This is a genomic window from Microbacterium sp. F2 (assembly GCF_052274505.1).
In the GTDB taxonomy this organism is placed as follows: domain Bacteria; phylum Actinomycetota; class Actinomycetes; order Actinomycetales; family Microbacteriaceae; genus Microbacterium.
Map to the genome: position 1 here is coordinate 1 of NZ_JBNVBV010000001.1, position 26,021 is coordinate 26,021.

General features: G+C 67.1%; 24 protein-coding genes. 11 read left to right on the top strand and 13 right to left on the bottom strand.

What is annotated here, in order from left to right; genetic code table 11:
* Positions 1-68: 68 nt before the first annotated feature.
* The 5 genes from ACQVDU_RS00005 to ACQVDU_RS00025 form a co-directional block, all read right to left on the bottom strand.
* Positions 69-455, bottom strand: coding sequence for a hypothetical protein (locus ACQVDU_RS00005; protein ID WP_443475974.1), 387 nt, complete (start codon positions 453-455; stop codon positions 69-71).
* Positions 456-891: 436 nt separating this feature from the next.
* Positions 892-1,671, bottom strand: coding sequence for a phosphate ABC transporter ATP-binding protein PstB (gene pstB / locus ACQVDU_RS00010; RefSeq protein WP_331791664.1), 780 nt, complete (start codon positions 1,669-1,671; stop codon positions 892-894).
* Between the two features lie 16 nt (positions 1,672-1,687).
* Entirely contained in the window at positions 1,688-2,779 is a 1,092-nt protein-coding gene (pstA, locus tag ACQVDU_RS00015) for a phosphate ABC transporter permease PstA (protein WP_443475975.1), read from the bottom strand.
* Positions 2,779-3,741 carry a phosphate ABC transporter permease subunit PstC gene (gene pstC / locus ACQVDU_RS00020; RefSeq protein WP_292709194.1) on the bottom strand — a complete coding sequence of 321 codons (963 nt, stop codon included), beginning with the start codon at positions 3,739-3,741 and terminating at the stop codon, positions 2,779-2,781. Before pstC ends, pstA begins: the two co-directional genes overlap by 1 nt.
* Positions 3,742-3,869: 128 nt before the next feature.
* Positions 3,870-4,973, bottom strand: coding sequence for a phosphate ABC transporter substrate-binding protein PstS (locus ACQVDU_RS00025; protein ID WP_443475976.1), 1,104 nt, complete (start codon positions 4,971-4,973; stop codon positions 3,870-3,872).
* A 176-nt stretch (positions 4,974-5,149) separates the two neighbouring features.
* Here ACQVDU_RS00025 and ACQVDU_RS00030 point away from each other — a divergent pair, with 176 nt between their 5' ends.
* Both ACQVDU_RS00030 and ACQVDU_RS00035 read left to right on the top strand, forming a co-directional pair.
* Positions 5,150-9,172, top strand: coding sequence for a Pls/PosA family non-ribosomal peptide synthetase (locus ACQVDU_RS00030; protein ID WP_443475977.1), 4,023 nt, complete (start codon positions 5,150-5,152; stop codon positions 9,170-9,172).
* Positions 9,169-10,536, top strand: coding sequence for a M1 family metallopeptidase (locus ACQVDU_RS00035; protein ID WP_300590445.1), 1,368 nt, complete (start codon positions 9,169-9,171; stop codon positions 10,534-10,536). The genes ACQVDU_RS00030 and ACQVDU_RS00035 overlap by 4 nt, the downstream gene beginning before the upstream one ends.
* On the opposite strand, the gene ACQVDU_RS00040 is transcribed toward ACQVDU_RS00035, so the two are convergent.
* Genes ACQVDU_RS00040 through ACQVDU_RS00055 form a run of 4 tightly spaced genes read right to left on the bottom strand, consistent with a single transcriptional unit; the run spans position 10,533 to position 14,966 of the window.
* Positions 10,533-11,090, bottom strand: coding sequence for a chemotaxis protein CheY (locus ACQVDU_RS00040; RefSeq protein ID WP_300590446.1), 558 nt, complete (start codon positions 11,088-11,090; stop codon positions 10,533-10,535). The two genes, ACQVDU_RS00035 and ACQVDU_RS00040, sit on opposite strands and share 4 nt — an antisense overlap.
* Positions 11,087-12,025, bottom strand: coding sequence for an NUDIX hydrolase (locus tag ACQVDU_RS00045; RefSeq protein ID WP_292709216.1), 939 nt, complete (start codon positions 12,023-12,025; stop codon positions 11,087-11,089). The genes ACQVDU_RS00040 and ACQVDU_RS00045 overlap by 4 nt, the downstream gene beginning before the upstream one ends.
* 29 nt (positions 12,026-12,054) lie before the next feature.
* Positions 12,055-14,220 (bottom strand): RNA degradosome polyphosphate kinase, encoded by a 2,166-nt coding sequence (locus ACQVDU_RS00050; RefSeq protein ID WP_292800943.1) that lies wholly within the window; start codon positions 14,218-14,220, stop codon positions 12,055-12,057.
* A 50-nt stretch (positions 14,221-14,270) separates the two neighbouring features.
* Positions 14,271-14,966, bottom strand: coding sequence for a response regulator transcription factor (locus ACQVDU_RS00055; protein ID WP_292709182.1), 696 nt, complete (start codon positions 14,964-14,966; stop codon positions 14,271-14,273).
* Positions 14,967-15,045: 79 nt separating this feature from the next.
* Between ACQVDU_RS00055 and ACQVDU_RS00060 the strand changes: the two genes are divergently transcribed.
* The 4 genes from ACQVDU_RS00060 (at position 15,046) to ACQVDU_RS00075 (ending at position 18,456) form a co-directional block, all read left to right on the top strand.
* A complete protein-coding gene (locus ACQVDU_RS00060) occupies positions 15,046-15,336 on the top strand; it encodes a hypothetical protein (RefSeq protein WP_292709180.1) in 291 nt (96 codons plus the stop codon).
* 254 nt (positions 15,337-15,590) lie between these two features.
* Complete coding sequence (locus tag ACQVDU_RS00065) at positions 15,591-16,202, top strand: FABP family protein (RefSeq protein ID WP_292730247.1); 612 nt, start codon at positions 15,591-15,593, stop codon at positions 16,200-16,202.
* The gene (gene ygfZ, locus ACQVDU_RS00070; protein ID WP_292730250.1) at positions 16,202-17,314 is read left to right on the top strand and encodes a CAF17-like 4Fe-4S cluster assembly/insertion protein YgfZ; all 1,113 of its coding nucleotides are present in this window, start codon (positions 16,202-16,204) and stop codon (positions 17,312-17,314) included. Before ACQVDU_RS00065 ends, ygfZ begins: the two co-directional genes overlap by 1 nt.
* Positions 17,311-18,456, top strand: a complete 1,146-nt coding sequence (locus ACQVDU_RS00075; protein ID WP_292730253.1) for an FUSC family protein — start codon at positions 17,311-17,313, stop codon at positions 18,454-18,456. Before ygfZ ends, ACQVDU_RS00075 begins: the two co-directional genes overlap by 4 nt.
* Before the next feature lie 14 nt (positions 18,457-18,470).
* On the opposite strand, the gene ACQVDU_RS00080 is transcribed toward ACQVDU_RS00075, so the two are convergent.
* The gene (locus ACQVDU_RS00080) at positions 18,471-19,292 is read right to left on the bottom strand and encodes a class I SAM-dependent methyltransferase (RefSeq protein WP_331791656.1); all 822 of its coding nucleotides are present in this window, start codon (positions 19,290-19,292) and stop codon (positions 18,471-18,473) included.
* A gap of 107 nt (positions 19,293-19,399) precedes the next feature.
* On the opposite strand from ACQVDU_RS00080, the gene ACQVDU_RS00085 reads away from it, so the two are divergent.
* Entirely contained in the window at positions 19,400-20,149 is a 750-nt protein-coding gene (locus ACQVDU_RS00085) for a phosphoglyceromutase (RefSeq protein ID WP_292709170.1), read from the top strand.
* A 79-nt stretch (positions 20,150-20,228) separates the two neighbouring features.
* On the opposite strand, the gene phoU is transcribed toward ACQVDU_RS00085, so the two are convergent.
* Positions 20,229-20,900: a phosphate signaling complex protein PhoU gene (phoU, locus tag ACQVDU_RS00090; RefSeq protein WP_443475978.1), complete on the bottom strand. Its 672-nt coding sequence runs from the start codon at positions 20,898-20,900 to the stop codon at positions 20,229-20,231.
* A gap of 165 nt (positions 20,901-21,065) precedes the next feature.
* Between phoU and ACQVDU_RS00095 the strand changes: the two genes are divergently transcribed.
* Entirely contained in the window at positions 21,066-22,367 is a 1,302-nt protein-coding gene (locus ACQVDU_RS00095) for a sensor histidine kinase (protein ID WP_292709166.1), read from the top strand.
* Positions 22,364-23,047 (top strand): response regulator, encoded by a 684-nt coding sequence (locus ACQVDU_RS00100; RefSeq protein WP_443475979.1) that lies wholly within the window; start codon positions 22,364-22,366, stop codon positions 23,045-23,047. The genes ACQVDU_RS00095 and ACQVDU_RS00100 overlap by 4 nt, the downstream gene beginning before the upstream one ends.
* A 75-nt stretch (positions 23,048-23,122) precedes the next feature.
* Here the strand turns inward: ACQVDU_RS00100 and ACQVDU_RS00105 are convergent, their stop codons facing one another.
* Entirely contained in the window at positions 23,123-23,587 is a 465-nt protein-coding gene (locus ACQVDU_RS00105; protein ID WP_443475980.1) for a DNA modification methylase, read from the bottom strand.
* Between the two features lie 167 nt (positions 23,588-23,754).
* Between ACQVDU_RS00105 and ACQVDU_RS00110 the strand changes: the two genes are divergently transcribed.
* Positions 23,755-24,237 (top strand): CarD family transcriptional regulator, encoded by a 483-nt coding sequence (locus tag ACQVDU_RS00110; RefSeq protein WP_195692045.1) that lies wholly within the window; start codon positions 23,755-23,757, stop codon positions 24,235-24,237.
* Positions 24,238-24,268: 31 nt separating this feature from the next.
* On the top strand, positions 24,269-25,468 hold the full coding sequence (ispD, locus tag ACQVDU_RS00115) for a 2-C-methyl-D-erythritol 4-phosphate cytidylyltransferase (protein ID WP_443475981.1): 1,200 nt from the start codon (positions 24,269-24,271) through the stop codon (positions 25,466-25,468).
* Between the two features lie 17 nt (positions 25,469-25,485).
* On the opposite strand, the gene ACQVDU_RS00120 is transcribed toward ispD, so the two are convergent.
* On the bottom strand, positions 25,486-25,959 hold the full coding sequence (locus tag ACQVDU_RS00120; RefSeq protein WP_443475982.1) for a GNAT family N-acetyltransferase: 474 nt from the start codon (positions 25,957-25,959) through the stop codon (positions 25,486-25,488).
* Between the last annotated feature and the right edge of the window lie 62 nt (positions 25,960-26,021).

Consider the following 26,021-nt stretch of genomic DNA (forward strand, 5'->3'; position numbering starts at 1 on the left):
TCCTAGCCATCCCTTGGATTCTCGCTTCCCCAGCATCGTGCTGGAATCAGCGTGTCCAAGATCAGGGGTCAAGCGCCGAACTCCTCGACTCCGCGGCAGTGCAGAATCTGTCGCAGGATCTGACGCACGGGCGGTGCCATCGTTCCGACGCCACTTCGGCCGTCATCCCAGTGCTCGATACATTCGCATCCGTCGTGCTTGTAGCAGTGTCGAGAGGGGAGCCAGACATGGACCTCGGTGGCATCATCGAGCACCCAGAGTCCGAGATGCCGCGCTGCTGAGACACACGCCAAGGTGCCACCGTGGGCCGTCGCGAGCAGGAGGTCACGGCAAGCCCAGGGGCGTGCGTACAGTCCCCGGCGCACGCGTGTGATCGCACCCCAGTGCAGCGCGGTGCGCACCCAGGGATACCCGAAGCCGCGAGCGCGAAGCTCCGCCACGGTCATTACGGCCAAAGGCGCATCACACACACCGTCAGGCTCCGTCGATCACGTGTCTTCGCGTCATCCGGGAACCGTAGATGTGCGAACTCGTGCTCCCCGATGCCTTGGGGAGGAGTGGTTCCGCGCCCCTCGGACATGCGTCGATTCCGGGGCGCCGTGTCGCAACGGCGCATAGCTTCCTCGACACGCCGGTGACGGATGCCGCGGCCTGGCGTGTCGGCAGAAAGGTGCGCCGTTGTGACCGAGGCGGCGCTGCCGGGTACTTGCTCGGTCCCGGGGCGCCGTGTCGCAACGGCGCATAGCTTCCTCGACACGCCGGTGACGGATGCCGCGACCCGGCGTGTCGGCAGAAGGGTTCGCCGTTGCGACCGAGCAACGCGCGGGTGTGACGAAACGGATGAGGGGGCGAGGCCGAACGGCCACGCCCCCCCTCGTCCGAAACTGATGCTTATCCGAAGCGGCCCGAGACGTAGTCTTCGGTGTCCTTGACCTTCGGGTGGGTGAAGATCGTGGTGGTCTCGTCGTATTCAATGAGCTTGCCCGGCTTGCCGGTGCCGGCGATGTTGAAGAACGCCGTCTTATCGGACACGCGCGAGGCCTGCTGCATGTTGTGGGTCACGATGACGATCGTGTACTCGCTCTTGAGCTCCTCGATGAGGTCCTCAATCGCGAGGGTCGAGATCGGGTCGAGGGCCGAGCACGGCTCGTCCATCAGCAGCACGTCGGGCTCGACCGCGATGGCACGAGCGATGCACAGGCGCTGCTGCTGGCCACCGGACAGACCCGAACCCGGGCGGTCCAGGCGGTCCTTGACCTCGTTCCACAGGTTCGCGCCCTGCAGCGACTTCTCGACGAGAGCCTCCTGATCGCTCTTGGACATGCGCTGGTTGTTGAGCTTGACACCCGCCAGCACGTTCTCACGGATCGACATCGTCGGGAAGGGGTTCGGGCGCTGGAAGACCATGCCGACCTGGCGACGCACGAGCACGGGGTCGACGCCAGCACCGTACAGGTTGTCTCCGTCGATCAGCACCTCACCCTCCACCCGGGCGCCGGGGATGACTTCGTGCATCCGGTTCAGGGTGCGAAGGAAGGTCGACTTGCCGCAACCGGAGGGGCCGATGAAGGCGGTGACGGAGCGGGGTTCGATCGTGAGCGAGACGCCTTCGACGGCGAGGAAGTTGCCGTAGTAGACGTTGAGGTCGTTGACATCGATGCGCTTGGACACGGATATTCCTTCGGGTTCAGCGACCGGTCTTGGGCGCGAAGAACTTCGCGACAAAGCGGGCGGCGAGGTTGAGCACCATGACGATCAGGATCAGGGTCAGGGCCCCAGCCCATGCGCGCGAGATCGCGGCGTCGGGGTTGGTGCCCTGGTTGGCGTACTGGTTGTAAACGAACACGGGGAGGGTCATCATGTTGCCGTCCCAGATGTTCCAGTTCATGCTCTGCGTGTAGCCGGCGGTGAGCAGCAGCGGGGCAGTCTCACCGATGACGCGGGCGATCGCGAGCATCACACCGGTGGTGATTCCGGCGATGGATGTCGGCAGCACGACCTTCACGATCGTGAGCCACTTCGGAACGCCGAGCGCGAACGACGCCTCGCGCAGTTCGTTGGGAACCAGGCGCAGCATCTCTTCGGAGGAGCGGACGACCACGGGGATCATGAGAACGCTCAGCGCGATGGCACCTTCGAAGCCCGAGGAGTACCCGGCGCCGAAGAAGATCACGAAGACGGCGTAAGCGAACAGACCCGCAACGATCGACGGGATGCCGGTCATCACATCGACGAAGAAGGTGATTGCGCGGGCGAGCTTGCCGCTGTTGCCGTACTCGACGAGGTAGATCGAGGTCATGAGGCCGATCGGAACCGAGATGATCGTCGCCGTCAGCGTGATCAACAGTGTTCCCACGATCGCGTGCAGCGCACCACCGCCGTCGCCGATCACGTTGCGCATCGACGACGAGAAGAACTCGATGTCGAATCGGGCGAGCCCGTTGACCAGAACCGTGAACAGCAGTGAGATCAGCGGCAGGAGGGCAACGATGAAGGCTGCCGAGACCACCGCGGTGATGAAGCGGTCGGTCGCGTTGCGGCGTCCTTCCACGATCGAGGCGACGACGAAGATCAGGATGGCGTACAGCACCGCGCCGAGGAAGACGGCGGCGACGATGTTGTAGTTTGCGACGGGCTGGTGGATGTTCAGGAGGAAGAACACCAGCCCCATGACGATGAGGGAGCCCGCCAGCAGGAGCCAGCTCGTCCCCTTCGGAAGCCGCCCGTTCGAGAAGCTGTTGGTGCTCGGACGCGTCGCCGTGGCGGTTGCGGTGGACATCAGTTGGCTCCCGAGAACTCAGCGCGGCGGTTGACGATCCAGCGAGCGATCGCGTTGACGGCGAAGGTGACGACGAACAGGACGAGGCCGGTGGCTATCAGCAGGCTCACACCGGTGCCATACGCCTCGGGGAACTGGAGGGCGATGTTCGCCGGGATCGTGGTCGGGTTTGTAGCAGTCAGCAATTCGAAGGTCACGACCCCCGATACCGAGAGCACCATCGTGACGGCCATCGTCTCCCCGAGCGCTCGACCGAGTGCGAGCATCGCCGCCGATACCATGCCACCGCGGGCGAAGGGCAGCACCGCCATCTTGATCATCTCCCAGCGGGTGGCGCCGAGCGCCAGCGCCGCCTCTTCGTGCAGCACCGGCGTCTGCAGGAACACTTCGCGGCAGATCGCGGTCATGATCGGCAGCACCATGATGGCCAGTACCAGGGCGGCGGTGAGGATCGTGCGGCCGGTGGCTGACACCTGGCCGCTGAACAGCGGAATCCACCCAAGGTAGGTGTTCAGCCACACGTAGAAGGGCTGCACGAACCCGGCCAGCACCAGGCCGCCCCACAGGCCGAACACGACCGAGGGGACAGCAGCGAGGAGGTCGATGATGTATCCGAGGACTGCTGCTGCGCGACGCGGGGCGTAGTGCGAGATGAACAGTGCGATGCCGATCGCGAGCGGCGCTGCCATGACGAGCGCGAGGATCGAAGACCAGATCGTGCCGAACACGAGCGGCCACGTGTACTCGAGGAAGGTTTTGCCCTTCAGGAGCGGGTTCTCGTCGGCGGGAGTCGTAAACGCCGGGATGCTCTCGATGACCAGGAAGATCGTGACAGCAGCGAGAACAGCCAGGATGATGATCCCCGCTCCGAGCGCGGTCCCCGAGAAGACGATGTCCCCGGGCCGTCTCTTGGCGTGGATTTTCGCCGGGGCTTCGGGTCCCGCGTCCGTGGTCGTCGCCATCCGTGTGTCCTTCGTGTCGAGTCCGGGTCAGGCTCAGCGAGAGCTCCGGTGAAACCGGCTCTCTCGCTCAGCCCGCCCCGTTCAGTACATCGTGAATGTACCGAACGGGGCGGCCGAGAGGGAGGTGATCAGCCGATCAGGGCGATCGCGGCGTTGACCTGCTCGCGCAGCGAGTCCGAGATCGGAGCCGAGCCGGCGTTCTCAGCGGCGGCGTCCTGGCCCTCGGGGCTGGCGATGTAGGTGAAGTACGCGGCCACGAGCTCAGCGACGGTGGGGTCCTCGTACTCGACGCAGCCGATCTCGTAGCTCACGAGAGCGATCGGGTAGACGCCCGCCTCTTCGGTCGCGTAGTCGATGTCGAAGACGATGTCGCCCTCGGTACGGCCTTCCTGCTCCGGCGAGGAGTCGACGATCATCGCCGCGGCCTCTGCCGAGTAGGGCACGAACTCGCCGCCGACGCCGACCGAGGCGGTGCCGAGGGTGCCGACCTGCGAAGCGTCGGCGTAGGTGATGGTGCCGTTGCCGTTCTTGGTCGCGTCGATGACACCCGACGTACCCTGAGCCGACTCGCCACCGGTGATCGGCCACTCGCCGTCGGGCTCGTAGGTCCAGACCGAGGGTGCCGCGGCCGACAGGTAGGAGGTGAAGGTCTCGGTCGTACCGGAGTCGTCGGAGCGGTGCACCGGCGAGATCGCGAGGTCGGGAAGCTCGACGCCGTCGTTCAGGCTCGCGATCGCTGCGTCGTTCCAGTTGGTGATCGTGCCGGCGAAGATGCCCGCGATGACGTCGGCGGTCAGGTTGAGCGACTCGACACCGTCGAGGTTGAACGCAACGGCGATGGGCGAGATGTAGACGGGGATCTCGACAATGCCGGCCGAGCCGCCGTCGGCGCACGCGGCGAAGGTGCTCTCGGCGATCTCGTCGATCTTGAATGCGCGGTCCGAGCCGATGAAGTTGCTCGCGCCGGCGATGAAGTTCTCGCGGCCCGTGCCCGAACCCGTGGGCTCGTAGTTGACGGTCACGTCGGGGTTGGCGGTCTGGAAGTTCGCGACCCAGGCCTCCTGCGCGGCAGTCTGCGACGAAGCGCCGGTCGCGCCGATGGTGCCCGAAAGGGTCGACTCGGTGGGCTCGGTGGTCGAGCCGCCGTTCGACTCGTTGGAGGCGCAGCCAGCCAGCGCGAGGGTGGCTACGGCGGCGACAGCGCCCAGCTGGGCGAAGCGGGTGATCTTCACTGTGAATCCTTCACTGTGTCGGGGTTTGTGTGGCGGGCCCGGTGCAGGGCACTTACGTGACGGTAGACAGCGACTCTTAAGGGATCGGTTGGTAGAGGTGAACAGCAGGTAAACGGCCTCGGGCGGTCTGCAGTGTTCCCCCCACCCCGTACGACGCGCCCCGGTACCGTCGGATCGTGACTTTTGACCAGTCGGCCATCCTCGATCGGGTAGCTCATGCCGCCCCGCCGCGGACCCTCATCGACATCCTGCAAGAGACGGTGCGCCGCCATCCCGAGGCTTCAGCGATCGATGACGGCGCAGGACCCGCAGTGAGCTACCGGGAGCTCGCTGCCCGCGTCGCCCTCACCGCCTCGCGCCTCGTGGCAGCTGGCGTGCGGCACGGCGATCGTGTCGGCATCCGCATGACCTCGGGCACGAAAGAGCTCTACATCGCGATCCTCGGCGTCATGGCTGCCGGCGCCGCCTACGTTCCCGTCGACGCCGATGACACGGCAGAACGCGCAGCCCTCGTTTTCGGCGAAGCTGGGGTGAGAGGGGTCATCACCGGCCGCGGGCTCTACGCACCGAATGTGCCGGGCGCTGCTGATGGAGATGATGACGGAACCGGCATCGCCCCGTCCGACGTCACATCCGAAATCCCGACCATCGATGACTCCGTCGACGAGGATGAGGACCTGTTCGCCGGCGAGGCCCCCGCAGGGCATACGCGGGCGCTCGACATCCTCGTGCAGCCGGCGCCGGACGACGACGCATGGATCATTTTCACCTCGGGCTCGACCGGGGTTCCCAAGGGGGTTGCGGTCACGCACCGGTGTGCCGCGGCGTTCGTGGATGCCGAGAGTCGCCTGTTCCTGCAGGACGAGCCCCTCGGCACCTCAGACCGCGTGCTCGCAGGACTGTCGGTGGCCTTCGATGCCTCCTGCGAGGAGATGTGGCTCGCGTGGGCACACGGCGCCTGCCTCGTCCCCGCGCCGCGCGCGCTGGTCCGTTCGGGCGTCGACCTTGCGAACTGGCTTGCGCGCCAGGGAATCACGGTCATCTCCACGGTGCCGACCCTCGCCGCGATGTGGCCGAGTTCCACGATCGACAACGTCAGGCTGCTGATCTTCGGCGGAGAAGCCGTGCCGCCAGAGCTCGGCACGCGATTGGCCGCCGAGGGCCGCGAGGTCTGGAACACCTATGGTCCGACGGAGGCCACCGTCGTCTCGTGCGCCGCGCCGCTCGTGCCCGACGCCCCGGTCCGTATCGGGCTTCCGCTCGAGGGCTGGTCGCTTGCGGTGGTGGATGCCGAGGGCAACCGGGTCGCGGAGGGGGAGAGCGGGGAGCTCATCATCGGCGGTGTCGGGCTTGCTCGGTACCTCGATCCCGCGAAGGATGCCGAGAAGTACGCCCCCATGCCGACGCTGGGGTGGGATCGCGCGTATCGCTCTGGCGACCTCGTCCGATACGAACCCGAGGGTCTCGTCTTTCTCGGACGCGCCGACGATCAGGTCAAGATCGGCGGGCGGCGTATCGAACTCGGCGAGGTCGAAGCTGCCCTCCAGGATCTTCCCGGCGTCACCGCCGCGACTGCCGCGGTTCGCACGTCGGAGGCCGGCAACCCCGTTCTGGTCGGCTACATCGTCGTCGATGAGCCCGAGGCGTTTGATCGGGCAGCAGCGCGAGCGACTCTCGCAGACCGCCTGCCCGCCGGCATCATGCCCCTGTTCGCGGTGCTCCCCGACCTTCCGGCGCGTACCTCGGGGAAGGTCGATCGGGCGGCGCTCCCGTGGCCGGTTCCTGGGGCAGAGCAACCCGCCGCGGGGTTGTCTCAGAACGAGGTGTGGCTTGCTGAACAGTGGCAGGCGGTCCTCGGCGTCCCCGCTGAAGGCCGTGCGTCAGACTTCTTCGACCTCGGCGGCGGGTCGCTCGCGGCGGCACAGCTTGCGTCACGAGTGCGCGGGCGGCTTCCCGAGTTCACGGTCGCCGACATCTACGACATGCCGCGCCTCGGGGCGATGGCATCCCTGCTTCCACATGCGGATGCCGCCGCCGACGCGTCTGCCGCCGAGTACCACCGCGCCGTCCCGACGCCGGCCACGACACGGATCGCCCAGACCCTGCTCGGGGCGCCACTGTTCATCCTGTCGGGCATCCGATGGCTGCTGTACCTGCTGACTGCGAGCACGCTGTTGCAGCTCGGAGGTGGGTTCGCCTTCCTCCCGACCGTGCCGTGGTGGGTGCTCGTGATCGGCCTGCTCGTGTTCGCTACCCCGTTCGGTCGCATGGCGATCGCAGTGCTCGCTGCGCGAACCCTGCTCGCAGGGCTGGAACCGGGCGACTATCCGCGCGGCGGCGGCGTTCACCTGCGGCTCTGGCTTGCCGAACAGGTCGCCGACCAGATCGACGCTGTCGGGTACGTGGGAGCGCCGTGGGTCACCTACTACGCGCGGGCGCTCGGTGCCTCGATCGGCCGCGACGTCCATATGCACACGCTGCCGCCGGTGACCGGGATGCTGCAGGTCGGCGATAACGCGGCGATCGATCCCGAGGTCGATCTCAGTGGCACGTGGGTCGACGGCGACACCGTGCGCGTGGGCGGCATCCGGATCGATGCGGATGCGGTCATCGGGGCCCGCAGCACACTTGCTCCCGGCACCAAGATCGGTCGGCGTGCGCGGGTTGCCCCCGGTTCGGCGGTGTTCGGGCGGGTCAAGCCCGACCAGGCGTGGGCCGGCTCGCCCGCAGTGCGGGTCGGGGAACCTGCCGCCGATTGGCCCGCGGAACATGCGCCGGCTCCGCACCGGTGGCTGTGGGCCTATATCGCGTCCTCGCTGGCCTTGGCATTGCTGCCGATCGTCGCGTTCGCCGCCGGTGCCGGTGTCATGGCGCTTGCGATGCAGGACGCGCAGACTCTCGCGGAGGCGGCGCTCCTCGGCCTCGCGTGGCTCGTGCCCGGCATCCTGATCGCCGGTGTGGTCTTCGCCGGCACCGTCGTGATCGCCGTGCGGTTGCTCTCGCTCGGCCTTCGCGAGGGAACCCATCCCGTTCGCAGCCGGCTCGGGTGGCAGGTGTGGACGACCGAGCGACTTCTCGACTCGGCGCGCACCGTGCTGTTTCCCCTCTACTCAAGCCTGTTCACTCCCCTCTGGCTGCGGATGCTGGGCGCATCGGTCGGCCGCAACGTCGAGGCATCCACGGTGCTGCTGATCCCGTCGATGACCACGATTGACGATGGCGCGTTCCTTGCCGATGACACGATGGTCGCCTCGTACGAGCTCGGCGGCGGCTGGATGCGCGTCGACCACGTCAGGATCGGCAAGCGCGCGTTCGTCGGAAACTCCGGCATGGTGGCGCCCGGGCATCGAGTCCCGAAGGACGGACTGATCGCGGTGCTCTCCGCGGCTCCGGCGAAGGCGAAGGCGGGATCGTCCTGGCTCGGGTCCCCAGCCGTGCGTCTGCGACGCGTCGCCGCCAGCGTCGATGAGTCCCGCACCTACGAGCCGCCCGTCGCTTTGCGCATCGCGCGGAGCCTTTGGGAGCTCTCGCGAATCGTTCCCGTTTTTGTGACCGGGCTCATTGGTTTCGGGGTGCTCATGACCCTGGCAGCCCTCTGGACCAGCATCGGACCGTGGTGGACGGTGCTGCTCTCGGGAATTGTCATGCTCGCCGCCGGCGCGGTGGCAGCAGCCACCTCGACAGCCGCTAAGTGGATCCTCGTTGGGCCGATCCGCGCGGGCGAGCATCCACTGTGGTCGAGTTTCGTCTGGCGCACCGAGGTGGTCGACACCTTCACCGAGATGGTCGCTGCTCCCTGGTTCGCTCGCGCAGCATCCGGTACCCCCGCACTTGCCGTGTGGCTGCGCTCGCTCGGCGCCCGGGTCGGCCGCGGAGTCTGGTGCGAGACGTACTGGCTCCCCGAGCCGGATCTCGTGCACCTCGGCGACGGATCCACCGTCAATCGGGGATGCGTTGTGCAGACTCACCTGTTTCATGATCGGATCATGAGTATGGATGCCGTCACTCTCGAACCCGGTGCAACGCTCGGGCCGCACTCGGTCATCCTGCCCGCGGCCTCGATCGGTGCTCACGCGACCGTTGGTCCTGCCTCGCTGGTCATGCGGGGGGAAAGCGTGCCGGTCGGCTCGCGCTGGAGTGGGAATCCCATCGGCCCGTGGCGTGCGGTGAAGATCCGCGCGTATCAGGCGGCCCCGTGATCGACACCGGTCGCCGAGACGGCGTCGATCGGGAAGACGTCCCTGCTCACGACACCTATACGCCTCAGAGCGGCGACCTCTCGTTCGATGTCGAAGCATATGCGCTCGATCTGAGCTACCGCGTCCGCACCAACAGGCTTGAGGGACGCGCGACCCTCGGCATCCGGATTCTGGCTGCGACATCCTCGATCGCGCTCGATCTCGTCGGCCTTCGGGTCAGCCGGGTCCGCATGGAGGGGCAGCGACGGACCCCGCACACGCAGGGCCCGCGGAAGCTCCGCCTCACACTGCCGCGCACGATGCAGCCGGGGGAGTCCCTGACGCTGACGATTGAATACGCCGGCGCACCAACCCCCCGCCGTTCCCGCTGGGGGACGATCGGCTGGGAGGAGCTGACCGAGGGGTCCCTCGTCGCGTCGCAGCCGATCGGAGCCCCCACATGGTTTCCGTGTAACGATCGTCCCGACAACCGGGCGACGTACGGCATCCGGGTCACGACGGATGCCGAGTACACGGCTGTCGCCACCGGTGTGCTGCAGTCGCGCACCCGCTCGGGCGGTCAGGTCACCGCCGAGTACGCGATCGGTGTGCCCACGGCGACGTACCTCGTCGCCGTCTATGTGGGGCAGTTCGAATCGCACCGGCTCGATGAGCGCATCGTCGTTGCCTCACCGCCGTCCCTGCGCGCAGACGTGAAGCGGGCTCTGGATCCGCTGCCGCGCATGATGACAGCCTTCGAGGAGCGGTTCGGACCGTACCCGCAGGAGAGCTGCACAATCGTGGTGACGGCAGATCCGCTCGAAATCCCGCTCGAGGCGCAGGGCACCGCCGTCTTCGGCGCGAACCACCTCGACCCGGACTCGGAGCGCCTCGTCGCTCATGAGCTTGCCCACCAGTGGTTCGGCAACAGCGTCGGGGTGGCGCGGTGGCGCGACATCTGGCTCAACGAGGGATTCGCGTGCTACGCGGAGTGGCTCTGGTTCGAGGCAATGGGTGCAGACACCGCCGACGCCGCTGCCCGCCGGGCTCATGCGAGGCTCGCAGATCTCGCGCAGGATCTCGTCATCAGCGATCCCGGCGCCGATCTCATGTTCGATGACCGGCTCTACAAACGGGGGGCGCTGACGCTTCATGCCGTGCGCCTCACGATCGGGGAGGACCCGTTCTTCGATCTCCTGCGCGGCTGGTGCAGCGCGTACGTGAACGCGTGCGTCACGACCGAGGACTTCCGTCGCTTCGTCGACGACGCCGGCCACGACCTCGAGGCGCTCCTGGATGCCTGGCTGGATGCCGGCCCGCTGCCGCCGTTGCCGCCGCGACCGGATGCGTCCAAGCGACTCGCGAAGAAGAAGTCCGCGCGCTAACGGTCGGCAGGCTCGAGGCTGGCCAGCGCGGCGCTGACGAGAACTCCCGGGGGTCCGTCGAGGTCCCAGCCGAGGAGCGGGTGCGCGCGCCCCGGGACGCGGGCACGCCACGACGCGCCGGTCGTATCGTCGGAGCCGTCGGTGCCGGTCACATGCACGAGCGCCGGTTCGACGCGCAGCCCCCGCCGATCGGCCTTCAGCGCGGCCTCTACGCGCACCCAGTCGCGCGTCGTGGCAGGACCGGCGCCGAGCACACCCGTCAGGCCCGTCCGGTCTCGCCGGAGGTCGACCTCGGGTTCGGCATCCACTCCCACGGTCCCGGCACCAGCGGGCGCCAGAGCGACAACCGCCCACCCGGCGGCGTACGACACGCTCGCTGTCACCGCCACTCCCTCGACCTCGACGGGGCCGTGGTCAGCGCCGCACCGCGGGCATCGGTTCGAGATCCGGATGCCGGGCTGACCGATCAGTTCTCGCACGAGCCGCCACGCGACCTCGCGCCGGTGGTCGCGGTCAGTGACCGGGGCCCACCCGAGCCGGATCGGTTCGCTCACACCGAAGGCTGGTGCGTCTCGATCGCAACGATCCCTGAACCCGGATTGTCCGTCGACAGGTGCACGACCGAGAATCCGCCCGGGGACAGTCCTGATGCGTTGCCCAAGTGCGAGCCCATGAGCGACCCGGTCGCCATCGCGAGTTCCTGGATGATCTCAGGAAGCACGGGGCCGTGGCTGCACACCACCGCGGGCTTGCGGGAGCGGACCCGCGCTCCGACCACCGAGCGCGCGTCAGTCGCGCCCTCCTCCCAGGCGTCCTGGCTGATCAGCGGCGAATAGTCGACGCGGCGCCCGAGCGCCGCAGAGAGCGGGCCGACGGTCTTGGCGCACCGAACGGCGGGGCTCGAGACGATGCGGCGCGCGCCGAACGCGAGGAGCGGACCCACGAGTGCGTTCGCCTGCTTGCGCCCGCGGGGAGCCAGGGGGCGCGAGGCATCCGATCCGTCCCACTCATCGGCCGGTACTGCCTTGGCGTGGCGCAGCGCGATGATCGGGAAGGTGCGCAGCACATCCTTGTCGCGGATCTCGAGGAACTTGTCCAGGATCTCGACATCGACGGGGTAGCTGAGCTTCGCGCGGGCCTTCTTCGCCGAGACCCACTCGAGCGCAGCGATCTCTTTGTTCGGGACGAACGACGAGGCCTTGATCGCGGCATCCGTGGCCTCTGCCGCCCAGTAGTGCACGACCTTGTTGCGCTTGGAGGGCATGTGATAGGTCGACACACCCACAGGGACCCCGAGGGAGACACGGATGCCGGTCTCTTCGTGGATCTCGCGGACCGCGGTCTCGGCGAGGGTCTCGCCGGGATCGACCTTGCCCTTGGGGAGGGTCACGTCGCGGTATTGGGTGCGGTGGATCAGCAGGATGCGGAGCTTGCCCTCGACGAGGCGCCACAGCACGCCGCCGGCTGCGTAAACGATGTTCTCTGACATGGTGGGGTCCGGAACGGTGAGAGTATCGGTCATCGCGTGGCTCGCGCCCGCCGCCGGCTCTGCACATCGGCCATGGTTTGGTCCTGCAGATCGACGAGCTGGTTGCCCTGCTCGTCGAGGTGGTGACGCACCCACGTTCCGGTGGCATCGAGCCACCAGGAACTGGTCGCGCTGCTCATGGCGCGATCGAACAGGGTCATCAACTGCGCGAGATGAGCCGGTTCGCTCACCCGCACGAGCGCCTCGACCCGGCGGTCGAGGTTGCGGTGCATCATGTCGGCACTGCCGATGTAGATCTGCTCGTCGCCGCCGTTGTGGAACGCGAAGATTCGCGAGTGCTCGAGATATCTGCCGAGGATGCTGCGCACCGTGATGTTCTCGCTCAGTCCCGGCACTCCCGGCTTGATCGAGCAGATGCCGCGCACCCAGATCTCCACCGGCACACCGGCCTGACTCGCACGGTAGAGCGCGTCGATGATCTGCTCGTCGACCATCGAGTTGACCTTGATCCGGATGCGTGCGGGCTTGCCTTCGGCAGCATTGCGACGCTCGGCCTCGATGAGTCGCAGCAGCCCCTTGCGCAGGTGCAGCGGCGCAACCAGCAGGCGTTTGAATTTCTTCTCGATCGCGTAGCCCGACAGCTCGTTGAACAGGCGCGTGAGGTCCCGCCCGACCTGCTCATCGGCCGTGAACAGCCCATAGTCCTCGTAGATCCGGCTGGTCTTGGGGTTGTAGTTGCCGGTGCCGATGTGGCAGTAGCTGCGCAGCGTCCCCTCCTCTTCGCGGATGACCAGGGCCAGCTTGCAATGGGTCTTGAGGCCGACGAGGCCGTACACGACGTGGACGCCGGCCTTCTCGAGCTTGCGCGCCCACACGATGTTCGCGGCCTCATCGAAGCGGGCCTTCACCTCGACGAGCGCGAGCACCTGCTTGCCGGCCTCGGCAGCGTCGATGAGTGACTGGATGATGGGGCTGTCGCCTGAGGTGCGATACAGCGTCTGCTTGATCGCGAGCACCTGGGGGTCCTTGGCCGCCTGGTCGAGGAATGCCTGAACGCTCGTCGCGAACGATTCGTACGGATGGTGGACCAGGACATCCCCGGTGCGGATGGCGCTGAAGATGTCAGAGCGCTCGTTGTTGTCGCCCGGCTGGAACGCGATAGCGGTCGTGGGAAGGTGCGGTTTGTACTTGAGCTCGGGCCGGTTCAGGCGGCTCAGGCCGAATAGTCCCCGCAGGTCCAGCGGGCCGGGAATGCGGTACACCTCCTGCTCGGTGATATCGAGCTCGCTGATCAGCAGCTTCAGCGTCAGCTCGTCCATGTCCTCGGTCACCTCGAGGCGGATCGGAGGGCCGAACCGGCGCCGCATGAGTTCTGCCTCGAGAGCCTGGATGAGGTTCTCGGTCTCGTCCTCTTCGATGACCATGTCTTCGTTTCGCGTGAGGCGGAACGCGTGGTGGTCCAAGACCTCCATTCCCGGGAACAGATCGCCGAGGTGGTTCGCGATGAGGTCTTCGAGCGCGAGGTAGCGCACCCGCTCGCCCTCTCGCGAGATCTCGACGAATCGGGGCAGCATCGGCGGCACCTTGAGACGTGCGAACTCCTGACGACCCGTCCGCGCGTTGCGGATGCGGATCGCCAGGTTCAGGGAGAGGCCCGAGATGTAGGGGAAGGGGTGGGCTGGGTCCACAGCCAGCGGCATGAGAACGGGAAAGACCTGGTCGTGGAAGTAGTCAGACAGGCGGGAGCGCTCGTCATCGCCGAGCGAGGCGAACGAGACGAACTCGACTCCAGCCTCCGCAAGCGACGGCGCGACGAGGCGGCTCCACGCGTCGGCGTGGCGCAGCTGCAGTCGATGCGCCTCTTCCGAGATATCGGCGAGCGTGTCTTCGGGAGAGGTGCCGATGTTCGTGGGCACCGCGAGTCCGGTGACGATGCGGCGCTTGAGCCCAGCGACCCGGACCATGAAGAACTCGTCAAGGTTGCTCGCGAAGATCGCGAGGAAGTTCGCGCGTTCCAGCGGCGGCAGACCCGGATCCTCGGCCAACTCGAGGACGCGCTGATTGAACGCGAGCCAGCTCAGCTCACGATCCAGGAAGCGGTCAATGGGCAGGAGATCATCGGCTGCTGCCGCTGAGTCGAAGTCGTCGTCATCTTCGTCGCCGAGCCCGGTGTCGAGAACCTCGTGGTCGATCATGGGTCCATCCTGTCAGCGCTACGTGACTCCCGCGTGAACAGTTTTCGTCGTCAGGCGTCGGCGCGCTCCCGCGGCGGCGGGGCGTCATCCTCGTAGACGTTGAAGCGGTACCCGACGTTGCGCACGGTGCCGATGAGCTGCTCCAGGTCGCCGAGCTTGGCACGAAGGCGTCTGACGTGCACATCGACGGTTCGGGTTCCCCCGAAGTAGTCGTAGCCCCACACCTCGCTGAGCAGTTGTTCCCGGGTGAAGACCCGCGACGGGTGAGTGGCGAAGAAGTGGAGGAGCTGGAACTCCTTGTAGGTGAGATCGAGCGGGCGTCCATGCACCTTGGCCGAGTAGGACGACTCGTCGATCGTGATGCCCGAGGTCTGAATACGCGTGGAAACCTGTTCCTTCGCCATCCGGCCGATCGCCAGGCGCACCCGCGCATCGACTTCGGCCGGACCCGCCGTGACCAGGATGACGTCATCGACGCCCCAATCCGGCGAGACGGCGGTGAGGCCGCCCTCGGTCACGATGAGGATGAGCGGGACATCCAGCCCCGTCGTCCCGAGGATCTTGCACAGCGACTTCGCTCCCACGAGATCGGTGCGGGCATCCACGAAGACGATGTCGGCGCTGGGTGCGTTCACCAGCTGCGCGGGTTCTGCGGGGATCTGGCGAGTGCGATGACTCAGCAACTCGAGCGCGGGCAGAGCTGGCCCACCGCCTGGGGCGGAACTCAGAACCAATAGCTGTGCCACGCTGACATCCTCCCGGTGCCGGAGGCGCACCGCGCCCCTCAGTTTAGGGTGTCCTCCGCGGATAGGAGACAATGGGGCGATGGACCTGCCACCGCTTGCTCCACGCCGTGCCTTCGGCGGGATCGTCACTGTCTGGGTGGCCGCCGCTGTCGCCGGCGCGATCATCGGCTTCTTCGTGCCTGCCGAGTGGCGGATCGCCTGGCTCGGCGTAGCTCTCGGGTTGTGTGTCGTGTTGGCTTTCGCGGTGCAGCTGGCCTACGGGCGATCTCAGGCCTTCGTCGAGCGCGTCGCGCTGAGCACCCTCGGTGCGGCGATCGTGCTCGGTGTGATCAGCCTCGGCTTCGGGCTCGCCTCGATCGTGCCGCGATAGCGGGGGCTGAGACCGAGACACCCGAGCCTGCGTGAGACACTCCGTCACGCGCGGTGTCCCGACGCATGTTGCGTGTCTGACGTGTCTGGAGCGCAGTCCGGTCGGGCGCGGCGAAACCGGGATAGACTGGGTCTATGGACCTGGTAGCGCTCGAACTCTTCTTCGTGGGCCTTCTTGCGCTCGCGTCGCTCGCGATCGTGTTCGTCTCGGGTGTCGTCGTGAAGAATCTGTACCGCGGCCAGCGCTGACGCGCCGTGATCGATCTTCCCACCGACCTCCCCGCCGAGCTTGCGCCACTGTCGTGGCTGGTCGGCGTATGGGAGGGCACCGGTGTCATCGACTACGACACCGACGGCACGCACTTCACCGGTGAGTTCCATCACCGGGTGAGTTTCAGCCACGACGGAGGCGGCCACCTCAACTACTCGGCTCAGGCGTGGCTGCTGGATGCCGACGATCCTGCCGGGCCGCGGACAGCCCTGGTGAGCGAGACCGGATACTGGCGGTTGGCGATTCCCGCGACCGACGCCGTTCCCGGCCCCGGCCTTCTCCCGGCAGCCGCCACAGGTTCGCCACTGACAGTCGACGATGTCGAGGCCCTTCGGACCCCCGAGGGAGGATTCGAGATCGAGGTTTCGCTCGTGCACTCCGACGGCGTGTGCGAGCTCTACCTCGGGCAGATCCGCGGCCCCCGCATCGACATCGCCACGGATGCCGTTATCCGCACCGCATCGGCGAAGTCGTACTCCGCAGCGACCCGGATGTACGGGCTGGTCGACGCCCACCTCCTGTGGGCCTGGGATATCGCGGCGCTCGGCGGTGCGCTCGCTTCGCACGCCTCAGCGCGGCTCGCGAAGGTCGACTGATGGCATCCGCGTTCGAGCGGGTCCCGGGTGCTGTGGTCGACGACGGCATCCTGATGCACGTCGGTAACCCCCTCGTCGAGCAGCGCCGACTGGTGCGAGGTGACGCTGTCGCTCCGCTCGAGAATCGCTCAGCGGTCAGCGTGACCGGACCCGACCGGCTCGCGTGGCTCGACTCGATCACGTCGCAGGCTGTGGCCGGGCTCGTACCGGGAGAAAGCAGCGAGCTGCTCATTCTGGATCCGAACGGCCACATCGAGCATGCCGCCGGAATCATCGACGATGGCGAGACCGCCTGGCTCCTGGTCGACTCCGCGGATGCCGAACCGCTGGTGGCCTGGCTGACGAAGATGCGGTTCCGGATGCGGGTCGAGATCCGGCTCGTCGATGAGGTAGCCGTCGTCGGCGCGGCCTCACCCGACGCGGCCGGGCTCGCAGCGTTCTCGCCCGCGGGCGTTCCGCTGGTGTGGCTCGACCCGTGGCCGGGCCTCACGGCCGGCGGGTACGGGTACGCGGTGGGTGAGCATCCGGGGCAGGCGCGGGAGTGGGCCGAGATCATCGTCGAGGCTTCCGAGCGCGACCGGATCGCGGATGCTGCGGCGGCGGGCGAGGTGACGCTGGCCGGCCTACTCGCCGTCGAGGCGCTGCGCATTGCCGCGTGGCGCCCGAGCTGGGCGCGCGAGGTCGACGAACGTTCCCTTCCGCACGAGCTCGACTGGCTGCGAACATCCGTGCACCTGAGCAAAGGGTGCTACCGCGGCCAAGAGACTGTCGCCAAGGTCCACAACCTCGGTCACCCTCCCCGGCGCCTCGTGGCGGTGCACCTCGACGGTGCCGACAGCATCCTGCCGCCGCCGGGGTCCGAGGTTCGCGTCGCGGGTAGCGAGGTGGGTGTCCTCACCTCCGTCGCCCTCCACATGGATGACGGACCCATCGGACTGGCTCTCGTGAGACGCACGACTCCCGACGGCGACGCGACGGTCGAGACGGCGGAGGGCGCTGTCTCCGCCCGGCTCGAGACGATCGTCCCGCCCGAGGCCGGTGCTGCAGCATCCGTGCCTCGGCTGCCTCGGCTCTCCCGGCGCGCGAGCGCCGCGGCGCCGTCCGGGTCGTGAGCGCGGCGCAAGACCCGGGCTCGCCACGCCCGGCGGCACCCGACGAGACGGCGCCCCTGACCCTCCCGATTCGGGTGCGCTGGTGGAGTAGGTTCAGCCCGCGGCCGGGATGGATGCGGTTGCGTGCGTCATCCGTCGCCATCGTCCAGATCGTCGTCGCGGCAACGGGAGCGTATGCCTTCGCCACATATGTCCTCGGACACCCGGCGCCACTGCTTGCCGCGACGGTGACAGTTTCGAGCCTCGGGCTCGTCCGAGACGCTCGGCCGCGTCGCGTGCTCGAGACCGTTATCGGCATGATCATCGGCATCCTTGTGGCCGAGGTGCTGCTCCTGGTCGCCGGCTCCGGCTGGTGGCAGCTGGGCCTCGCACTTGCCGCAACCCTCGCCGTCGCACGCTTCCTCTCACCCCAACCGGGGTTTGCGATAGCTGCGGCGATTCAGTCGCTTATCGTCATGATCATCCCGACGAGCTCCCCGATGCTGCGCCTTATCGACGGAGTCGTCGGTGGAATCGCGGCGCTGCTCGTGACGGCGTTGATCCCGCGCAGCCCGCAACGCACCGAGGTCGCCTCCGGTGAGGTGTTGTTCACGCGCTTCCAGAGCGCGACCGACACGATCATCAGGGCCCTGCGACGGGGCGACCGCGTCCGTGCGCAGCGGGGGCTCGAGAAGGCCCGGGCCCTGCAGGCCGACATCGACGACTGGCGGCTGACGCTCGAATCGGGCATGGGGATCGCCCGGATCTCGCCGTTCCTGCGCTCGCAGCGGCATGAGATCGCGCGCCACCAGCGCATCTGGCAGGCGATGGACTTCGCCTGCCGCAACCTTCGGGTGATCGCTCGGCGCACGGTGTACCTCGTCGATGATCGGCAGCCTCGCCCCGTCGCTGCCGATCTGTTGGCCGACCTCGGCCGCGGGGCAGATCTCATCGCCCAGTCGTTGCGTGACATTTCGCTGGAGCCGGTAGCCCGTGAGGCACTCCGCGCTGTCGCGGTGCGGCTGGATCCTGCCGTGGTGCTTCCCGATTCGACGCTGGGGGATCAGAACCTCGTTGCGGCGCTTCGGCCCCTTGCCGTGGATTTGCTCACCGCCGCGGGCATGTCGGGTGAGGACGCCGCGCACGCCGTCCCACGCATCTGATTCGCCCGGTGGGCTCAGCGCGGCGAGACCGATGCCCACGGGACGGTGACTTCGCCCAGCCGCCACCGATGACGTCCGACAAGCGGCCAGCCCGCGTCGAGCATCGCCTGCAAGCTTGCGCGCCAGCGCTGCACGGGCGAGAACGTCGACAGCGGTGCGGCCCGCTCCCACTCGCGCGTGAGATCGGCGAGGAAAGTGTGGATCCGCTCACCGGGGACGTTCCGGTGGATGAGTGCCTTCGGGAGACGCTCGGCGGCGATCGCCGGTGAATCGAGTCCCGCCAGCCGCAGCGACACCGTGAGGGAGCGAGGTGCGGCATCCGGCCCGATGACGACCCAGGTCATGACGCGCCCGATCTCATCGCAGGTCCCTTCGACCAGCAATCCGTCTGGCGCCAGGCGACCGGCCATGAGCGACCACGCCGCCGCGACCTCGGACTCGTCGTACTGGCGCAGGACGTTCAGGGCGCGGATGACGATCGGACGCCGGGGCGTCGGGATCTCGAAACCCCCTCGCGCGAACGAGACCCGGGTATCAGGGTCAAAACTCGTGAGACCCGCGCGGACCGCCCGCAATTGCTCGCGTGCCCGCTCGACGCGCTCCGGGTCGATCTCCAACCCCACGACATCAATGTCGGACCTGACCGGCGACAGCCGCGCCGCCAGCTCCAGCGTCGTGGTGCCGGTGGCGCCGTACCCGAGATCGACGACCAGGGGCTCGGATGCGTCACGGAGCACCGGATGCCGCGCAATCCACCGGTCGACGCGACGCAACCGATTCGTGCCCGTCGTCCCCCGCGTGGGGCGCCCGGTCGGCGCGGAACGAGGAGAGGGCACGCCCCCATGATGCCAGCGCTCCGAGCGTTCCCGGTGTGCAGCGAGGGGGAGCTTTCACGGCCTCCCTCGCAACCGTCGCGACACCTCGCCCCGATATCATGAGGGCCATGACCGAGCCATACACGTTGATCCTTCTCCGACACGGCCAGAGCGAGTGGAACGAGCTGAATCTCTTCACTGGATGGGTCGATGTGCGGCTCACTGAACAGGGGCAGGCCGAGGCCCGCCGGGGCGGCGAGTTGATGGCCGCGCAGGGCATCCTTCCCGACGTCCTGCACACGTCGCTGCTGAGCCGCGCCATCCAGACCGCCAACATCGCGCTCGATGCCGCCGACCGTCTCTGGATTCCCGTGAAGCGCACCTGGCGCCTCAACGAGCGTCACTACGGCGCGCTGCAGGGTAAAGACAAGGCGCAGACCCTCGAAGAGTTCGGGCCCGAGCAGTTCATGCTGTGGCGTCGCTCGTTCGACGTGCCGCCGCCGCCGCTGGATGATGACAGCGAGTTCAGCCAGGTCCACGATCCGCGGTATGCCGGGATCGATGGTGAGGTGCCGCGCACCGAATCCCTCAAGCTCGTCATCGATCGCATGATGCCCTACTGGGAGAGTGACATCGCGGCCGACCTGCGTGCGGGCAAGACCGTCCTCGTGACCGCGCACGGCAACTCGCTGCGCGGCCTCGTGAAGCACCTCGACGGCATCAGCGACGCCGATATCGCCGAGCTCAACATTCCGACCGGCATCCCGCTGGTCTACAAGCTCGACGAGAACCTCGTCCCCCTCGGTCCCGGCGAGTACCTCGACCCCGAGGCCGCGGCCGCCGGTGCAGCTGCCGTCGCCTCCCAGGGCAAGAAGTAGCCGCCTGGCGGTAGAAACCACAAGAGCGGATGCCCCGCGTGAGGCATCCGCTCTTGTGGTCAGTGCGTGATGTGGGGAACTACTCTCCCGAGCTGGACCCGTCGCTGGCGTAGAACTCGCCGCCTTCAGCCAGGTACTGAACCTTCTTGGCGACCGAGACGGCGTGGTCGACGAAACGTTCGTGATAGCGGCTCGCGAGGGTGGCATCCACCGTCTGCGCGGCCTCGCCCGACCAGCTGTCGCTGAGGACCTTCTCGAAGACGCTGACGTGCAGATCGTCGACCTGGTCGTCGATGTCGCGGATCTGGTCGGCGAGCGCCAGGTCTTCGGTGTCCAGGAGCTGCGTCAGCTTGCGGGAAGCTTCGACATCGAGTTCGCCCATCTTCTGGAACGTCGACTTCAGACCCGAGGGGATGGCGCGCTCGGGGAAGCGCAGGCGCGTCAGCTGAGCGATGTGCTCGGCAATGTCGCCCATGCGCTCGAGCGAGGCGCTCACCCTCAGAGCCATCACGACGATCCGCAGGTCACGGGCAACGGGCTGCTGGCGAGCCATGATCTCGATGGCGATCTCGTCCAGTTCGTGGGCCTTGTCGTCGATCTCGGCGTCTGCCGCGATCACTTCTTCGGCAAGGGCGACATCGCTGGTCTTGAACGCCGTTGTCGCCTTCTCGATCGCAGTGGTGACCATCCCGGAGATCTCGACGAGACGGTTCTGCACATCTTCGAGCGACTGGTGGAAGACTTCGCGCATTCCGATCCCTTTCGTGTGTTGTCGGCCGGCAGATGCCAGACGACCCAGTGATTCTCGCCACCGAAGGTTAACGGACAGTGCCGCTCCGGTGAATAGTGACGCGCCCGAGGCTGGCGCGAGTGCCGCTCGCGAGGCCGTCGTCCGGGCCGCCCGTACGCTGTTTCCATGCAACCTGCGCAGATCGCCCTTCTTGGCCTCCTCGTCGGGCTGCTGATCGGCGCGGGCCTGGCTACCGTTATCCTGCTGGCGCTGCGGGCACGCGAGCGCGCCGAGTACGGGGCGGGCATGGATGTTCCCGAGGGAGCGCGAATCGTGCTTCGCGGGCTCGACGATCCCGCTGTCGTCCTCGACTCGGCCGGAGTCATCATTGCGGCGTCGGCATCCGCGGCACCGTTCGACCTGACCGAGGGGCGGATGCTTCCCACACCCGAACTGCGCGGTGTCGCCCGCCGCGTCAGCGATGCTGACGCGGCATCCAACGCGACCTTTCGTCTTCGCCGCGGCACCGGCCCGGGGGAGTCGCGCCTGGTCACCGTTCGGGCGACGCCGCTCACGGCCCGGCTCATGCTGCTCGTGCTGCGCGATATCACCGAGAAGGAGCGGGTCGAGCAGATGCGGCGTGACTTCGTCTCCAACACGAGTCACGAACTCAAGACACCGGTCGGGGCAGTGAGCTTGCTGGCCGAGGCGATCGAGTCGGCATCCGATGACCCCGCCCAGGTCCGGGTGTTCGCCTCACGCTTGTCTGCCGAGGCGACGAGGCTCGCAACCCTCACCTCGCGCATCATGAACCTCTCACGCCTGCAGGCAGCCGACGAGCTCAACGACGAGCGCGACGCCTCGATCGATGAAATCATCGCGTCTGCCGTCGAGGCTCACGCTGTCCAGGCCGACTCGGCAGGAGTGCAACTCGTCCGCGGGGGCACGCGGGGACTGTTCGTCCGCGGCGATGCCCAGGTCCTGAGCGAAGCAGTGGGCAACCTCATCGCCAACGCCATCGCTTACTCCCCGAAGGGGTCGAGCGTCGGCATCGGTGTCAAAGCGGCCGACGGTGTCGTCGAGATCGCGGTCACCGACCGGGGCATCGGAATCTCCGAAGAAGACCAGGACCGTGTGTTCGAGCGGTTCTACCGCGCAGATCAGGCGCGTTCGCGCCGCACCGGGGGAACGGGGCTCGGCCTGGCGATCGTCAAGCACGCCGTGCAGCGCCACGGCGGTGACGTTCGCCTCTGGTCGCGCGAGGGCCGCGGTTCGACATTCACGATCCGGCTCCCCCTGATCGATTCTCCTCACGACGAGCCGCCTCGAAAACGGGCCCGCAAGGAGAAGAAGGTCAAGAAGAAGGCCAAACTACAGGGCTCGGATGCCGTGCTGACCAACCGCGTGGTCGCCGCTGCGCCGCACGTGACCGCTGCGCCGGACAGAAGTGGCATCGATGCCCGAGAAGGAAACGGAGAAACCGCATGACTCGCGTCCTACTTGTCGAGGACGAACCCGACCTCGCCGACCCGCTCGCATACTTGTTGCGCCGGGAGGGCTACGAGGTCGAGATCGCCGAGGACGGAGCCACCGCCCTCGCCTCATTCCGTGAGCTGGGTGCCGACATCGTGTTGCTCGACCTCATGCTTCCGGGGATGCCCGGAACGGAGGTATGTCGGCAGTTGCGCGCCTCGTCGTCGGTTCCGATCATCATGCTCACCGCGAAGGATTCCGAGGTCGACATCGTCGTGGGGCTCGAACTCGGCGCCGACGACTACGTGACCAAGCCCTATTCGGCGCGGGAGTTGCTCGCGCGGATGCGTGCAGTTCTCCGCCGGCTCTCCACCGCCGAGGCTGACCTCGACGACCGTCTCCTCGAAGGCGGCCGCGTCACGCTCGACATCGACCGCCACACGGTCTCGGTGGATGGCGGTGAGATCAGCATGCCGCTGAAGGAATTCGAGCTTCTCGAGGTGCTCATGCGCAACGCGGGCCGCGTGCTCACACGTGGTCAACTCATCGACCGCGTGTGGGGAACCGACTACTTCGGTGACACGAAGACCCTGGATGTCCACATCAAGCGCATCCGCTCACGCATCGAGAAGAACCCGAGCGACCCGACCATGCTCGTGACCGTCCGCGGGCTCGGCTACCGCTTCGAGTCCTGAACCGCGTCGGCATCCGATAAGACGTCGGCCCCGCTCTGGACAGAGGCGGGGCCGACGTGTGTCGTTCGGGAAGACTTAGGGAACGAAAGGCGCGAGGTACTCGAGTTCGCCGCCCAGAACCGGCACCGAGACAACGGACGTGACGCCGTCACCGGACTGGAACGACGCCGACAGCGTGGCTCCAGGAGGGGTGTCCAGCCCGCGGACCAGGATGGGATCTGCATCCTCGCCGAGGCTCTTGACGGAGCCTGCCGGAACGATGACCTGCTCGGTGACACCGTCGGCGAAGTCGATGTGTACGACGTACGTCTCGTCCGTGTTGTTGATGAATGCGGCGAGGAAGTTGCCCTCGGTGCCCTCGTCGTTCGCAACGATCACCGTGTTTCGGATCTGCACGGGACCTGACTCGTCCGGGACGTTGGTTCCTTCGGCTGCCGAATACTCGATCGTCGTCGCGTGCGCGGAGATCAGGCTGCATCCTGAGGTCCCGAGGACGAGGGCGGTGCCCACAACGAGCGACGCGATGAGGCGCGATTTCACGGATCCTCCTTGAGCGGATGACGGCTTCACGATGCATTCTACGGGGTTGTGAACCGCCGGCTTACGCCTCGCTGAAGCTCGTGACCGCCGGGGCGAGCGCATGGGTGGCGAACTCTAGCGTATGTGCCCTGTGGTATTCTGGAGTTTGCCGAAAGGAACATAACTCCATGCTTTTTGAGGTTGGCGAGACGGTTGTCTACCCGCACCACGGGGCCGCAACAATCATCGAGGTCAAGGAACGCGTCATCAAAGGCGAGACCAAGAAGTACTTGAAACTCAACGTCACTCAAGGCGATCTGATCATCGAGGTCCCGGCGGAGAACGTCGACCTGGTCGGCGTCCGTGATGTGATCGGCAAGGACGGTCTCGAGCGCGTCTTCGATGTTTTGCGCGCCCCGTTCACCGAGGAGCCCACGAACTGGTCCCGCCGCTACAAGGCGAACCTCGAGAAGCTTGCGTCGGGTGATGTCATCAAGGTGAGCGAGGTCGTGCGCGACCTGTGGCGCCGTGATCAGGATCGCGGGCTCTCGGCCGGTGAGAAGCGCATGCTGGCCAAGGCCAAGCAGATCCTGATCTCCGAGCTGGCTCTTGCCGAAAAGACCGACGAAGAGAAGGCAAGCGTCCTGCTCGACGAGGTTCTCGCCTCCTGAGTGGGTCTTGCTGCGCTGTAGCGTGGCATCCGTGAGCATCATCCCGGTTCCCCGCGTCGCCGTCATCGTCGTCGCTGCCGGATCGGGTACCCGACTCGACGCCGGCGTGCCCAAGGCCTTCGTCGGGCTCGACGACCACACGATCCTGCGCCATTGTCTGCGCGGCATCTTCGCGGCGCCACCGATGCAGGTCATCGTTGTCGCGCCCAGCGGCCTGGAGGGCGATGCGCTGACGGATGCCGAGGAAGCCGCTGGGGACCGGCGAGACCTCGTGACCGTCGTTGCCGGCGGCACGACCAGACAGGCATCCGTGGCTGCTGGCCTGAGCGCACTGTGGGGCGACATCGAGTACGTCCTCGTACACGACGCTGCGCGGGCTCTCACTCCACCCGATGTGTTCGACCGAGTGATCGGCGCACTCGAGGGCGGCGCCGCCGGCGTCGTCCCGGTCATGCCGGTTGTCGACACGATCCGGCAGATGGACGGGGACGTCATCGTGGGCGTCGTCGACAGGTCTCGTCTGTCGGCGGCGCAAACGCCGCAAGGATTTCCCCGCAGCATTCTGGAGACTGCATATGCTGCTGCAGGCCAAGAGTTCACGGATGACGCGGCAGTCGTCGCCGCGTCAGGTCACGCGATCGCGACGGTTATCGGGGACGCGATCGCGTTCAAGATCACAACCCGCGCCGACCTCGACCGTGCCCGCGCCCTCGTTTCGCCCCTGCCGCACTCCACTGTTTCGGCGAGCACGCCAGTGCTGCCGCGCGTGGGCATCGGAACCGATGTCCACGCCGTCGGCGGTGACGGATCCCTGTGGCTCGCGGGGCTGGAGTGGCCGGGAGAGCAGGCTTTGTCAGGGCACTCAGACGGGGACGCGGTGGCTCACGCGATCGTCGACGCGCTGCTGGCGGCGGCCGGGCTCGGCGACATCGGCACTCACTTCGGCACCGACCGTCCGGAGTACCACGGAGCCCACGCTGAAGCCTTCCTGGGCCGGACGCTCGCACTGCTCGGCGAGGCGGGGTACCGGGTCGGTAACGTCTCGGTGCAGGTTCAGGCGCGCAGGCCCCGGTTTTCCGGGCGGCGTGCCGAGGCAGAGGCTGTGCTCTCCCGAGCTCTCGGCGGTGCGCCAGTGTCAGTCTCGGCCACAACGACTGACGGGCTCGGCTTCACCGGTACCGGCGACGGCGTGGCGGCGTTCGCCGTGGCACTGGTGGTTCCCGCGCGCTAGACCGACGCCATCCGTCGCTACAGTTTCTTCGTCATGAAGAGGGAGTAGGGGTCAGCCACATAGCTGCCGAACGGCTCGCAGCGAACGAAGCCCGCAGATTCATACAGTCGCTGGGCTGCAAGAAACTCCGGTGTCGAGCCCGTTTCGAGCCACAGCGCCGACATTCCGAGCTGGCGTGCTCGGCCGATCAGGTGCTCCAGCATCGCGCGCCCGATACCCTCGCCCCGGTGGCTGTCTGCGACACGCATCGACTTGAGCTCGCCGTTGGCTGCGTCGAGCTGCGCAAGCGCGCCGACGCCGGCAAGTTCGCCGTCGACCCACGCTGACCACACCTGGACAGTGGGCTGCTGAAGCCCGCTCAGATCCAGAGCATGGCAACTCTTTTCGGGCGAGATCGAGCGCATGTCCGACAGGTGCGCTGCGATCAGCGCCCGGGTCGGCTCGCCGCTGAGGTCATCGAGGCGGATCTCAAGCGCTGCGGGGGAGGACATCACGTCCACAGTTCTACCTCAGATCGGAGCCTCTCCGGCGCAGCGTCTGTATGTCACCGGGG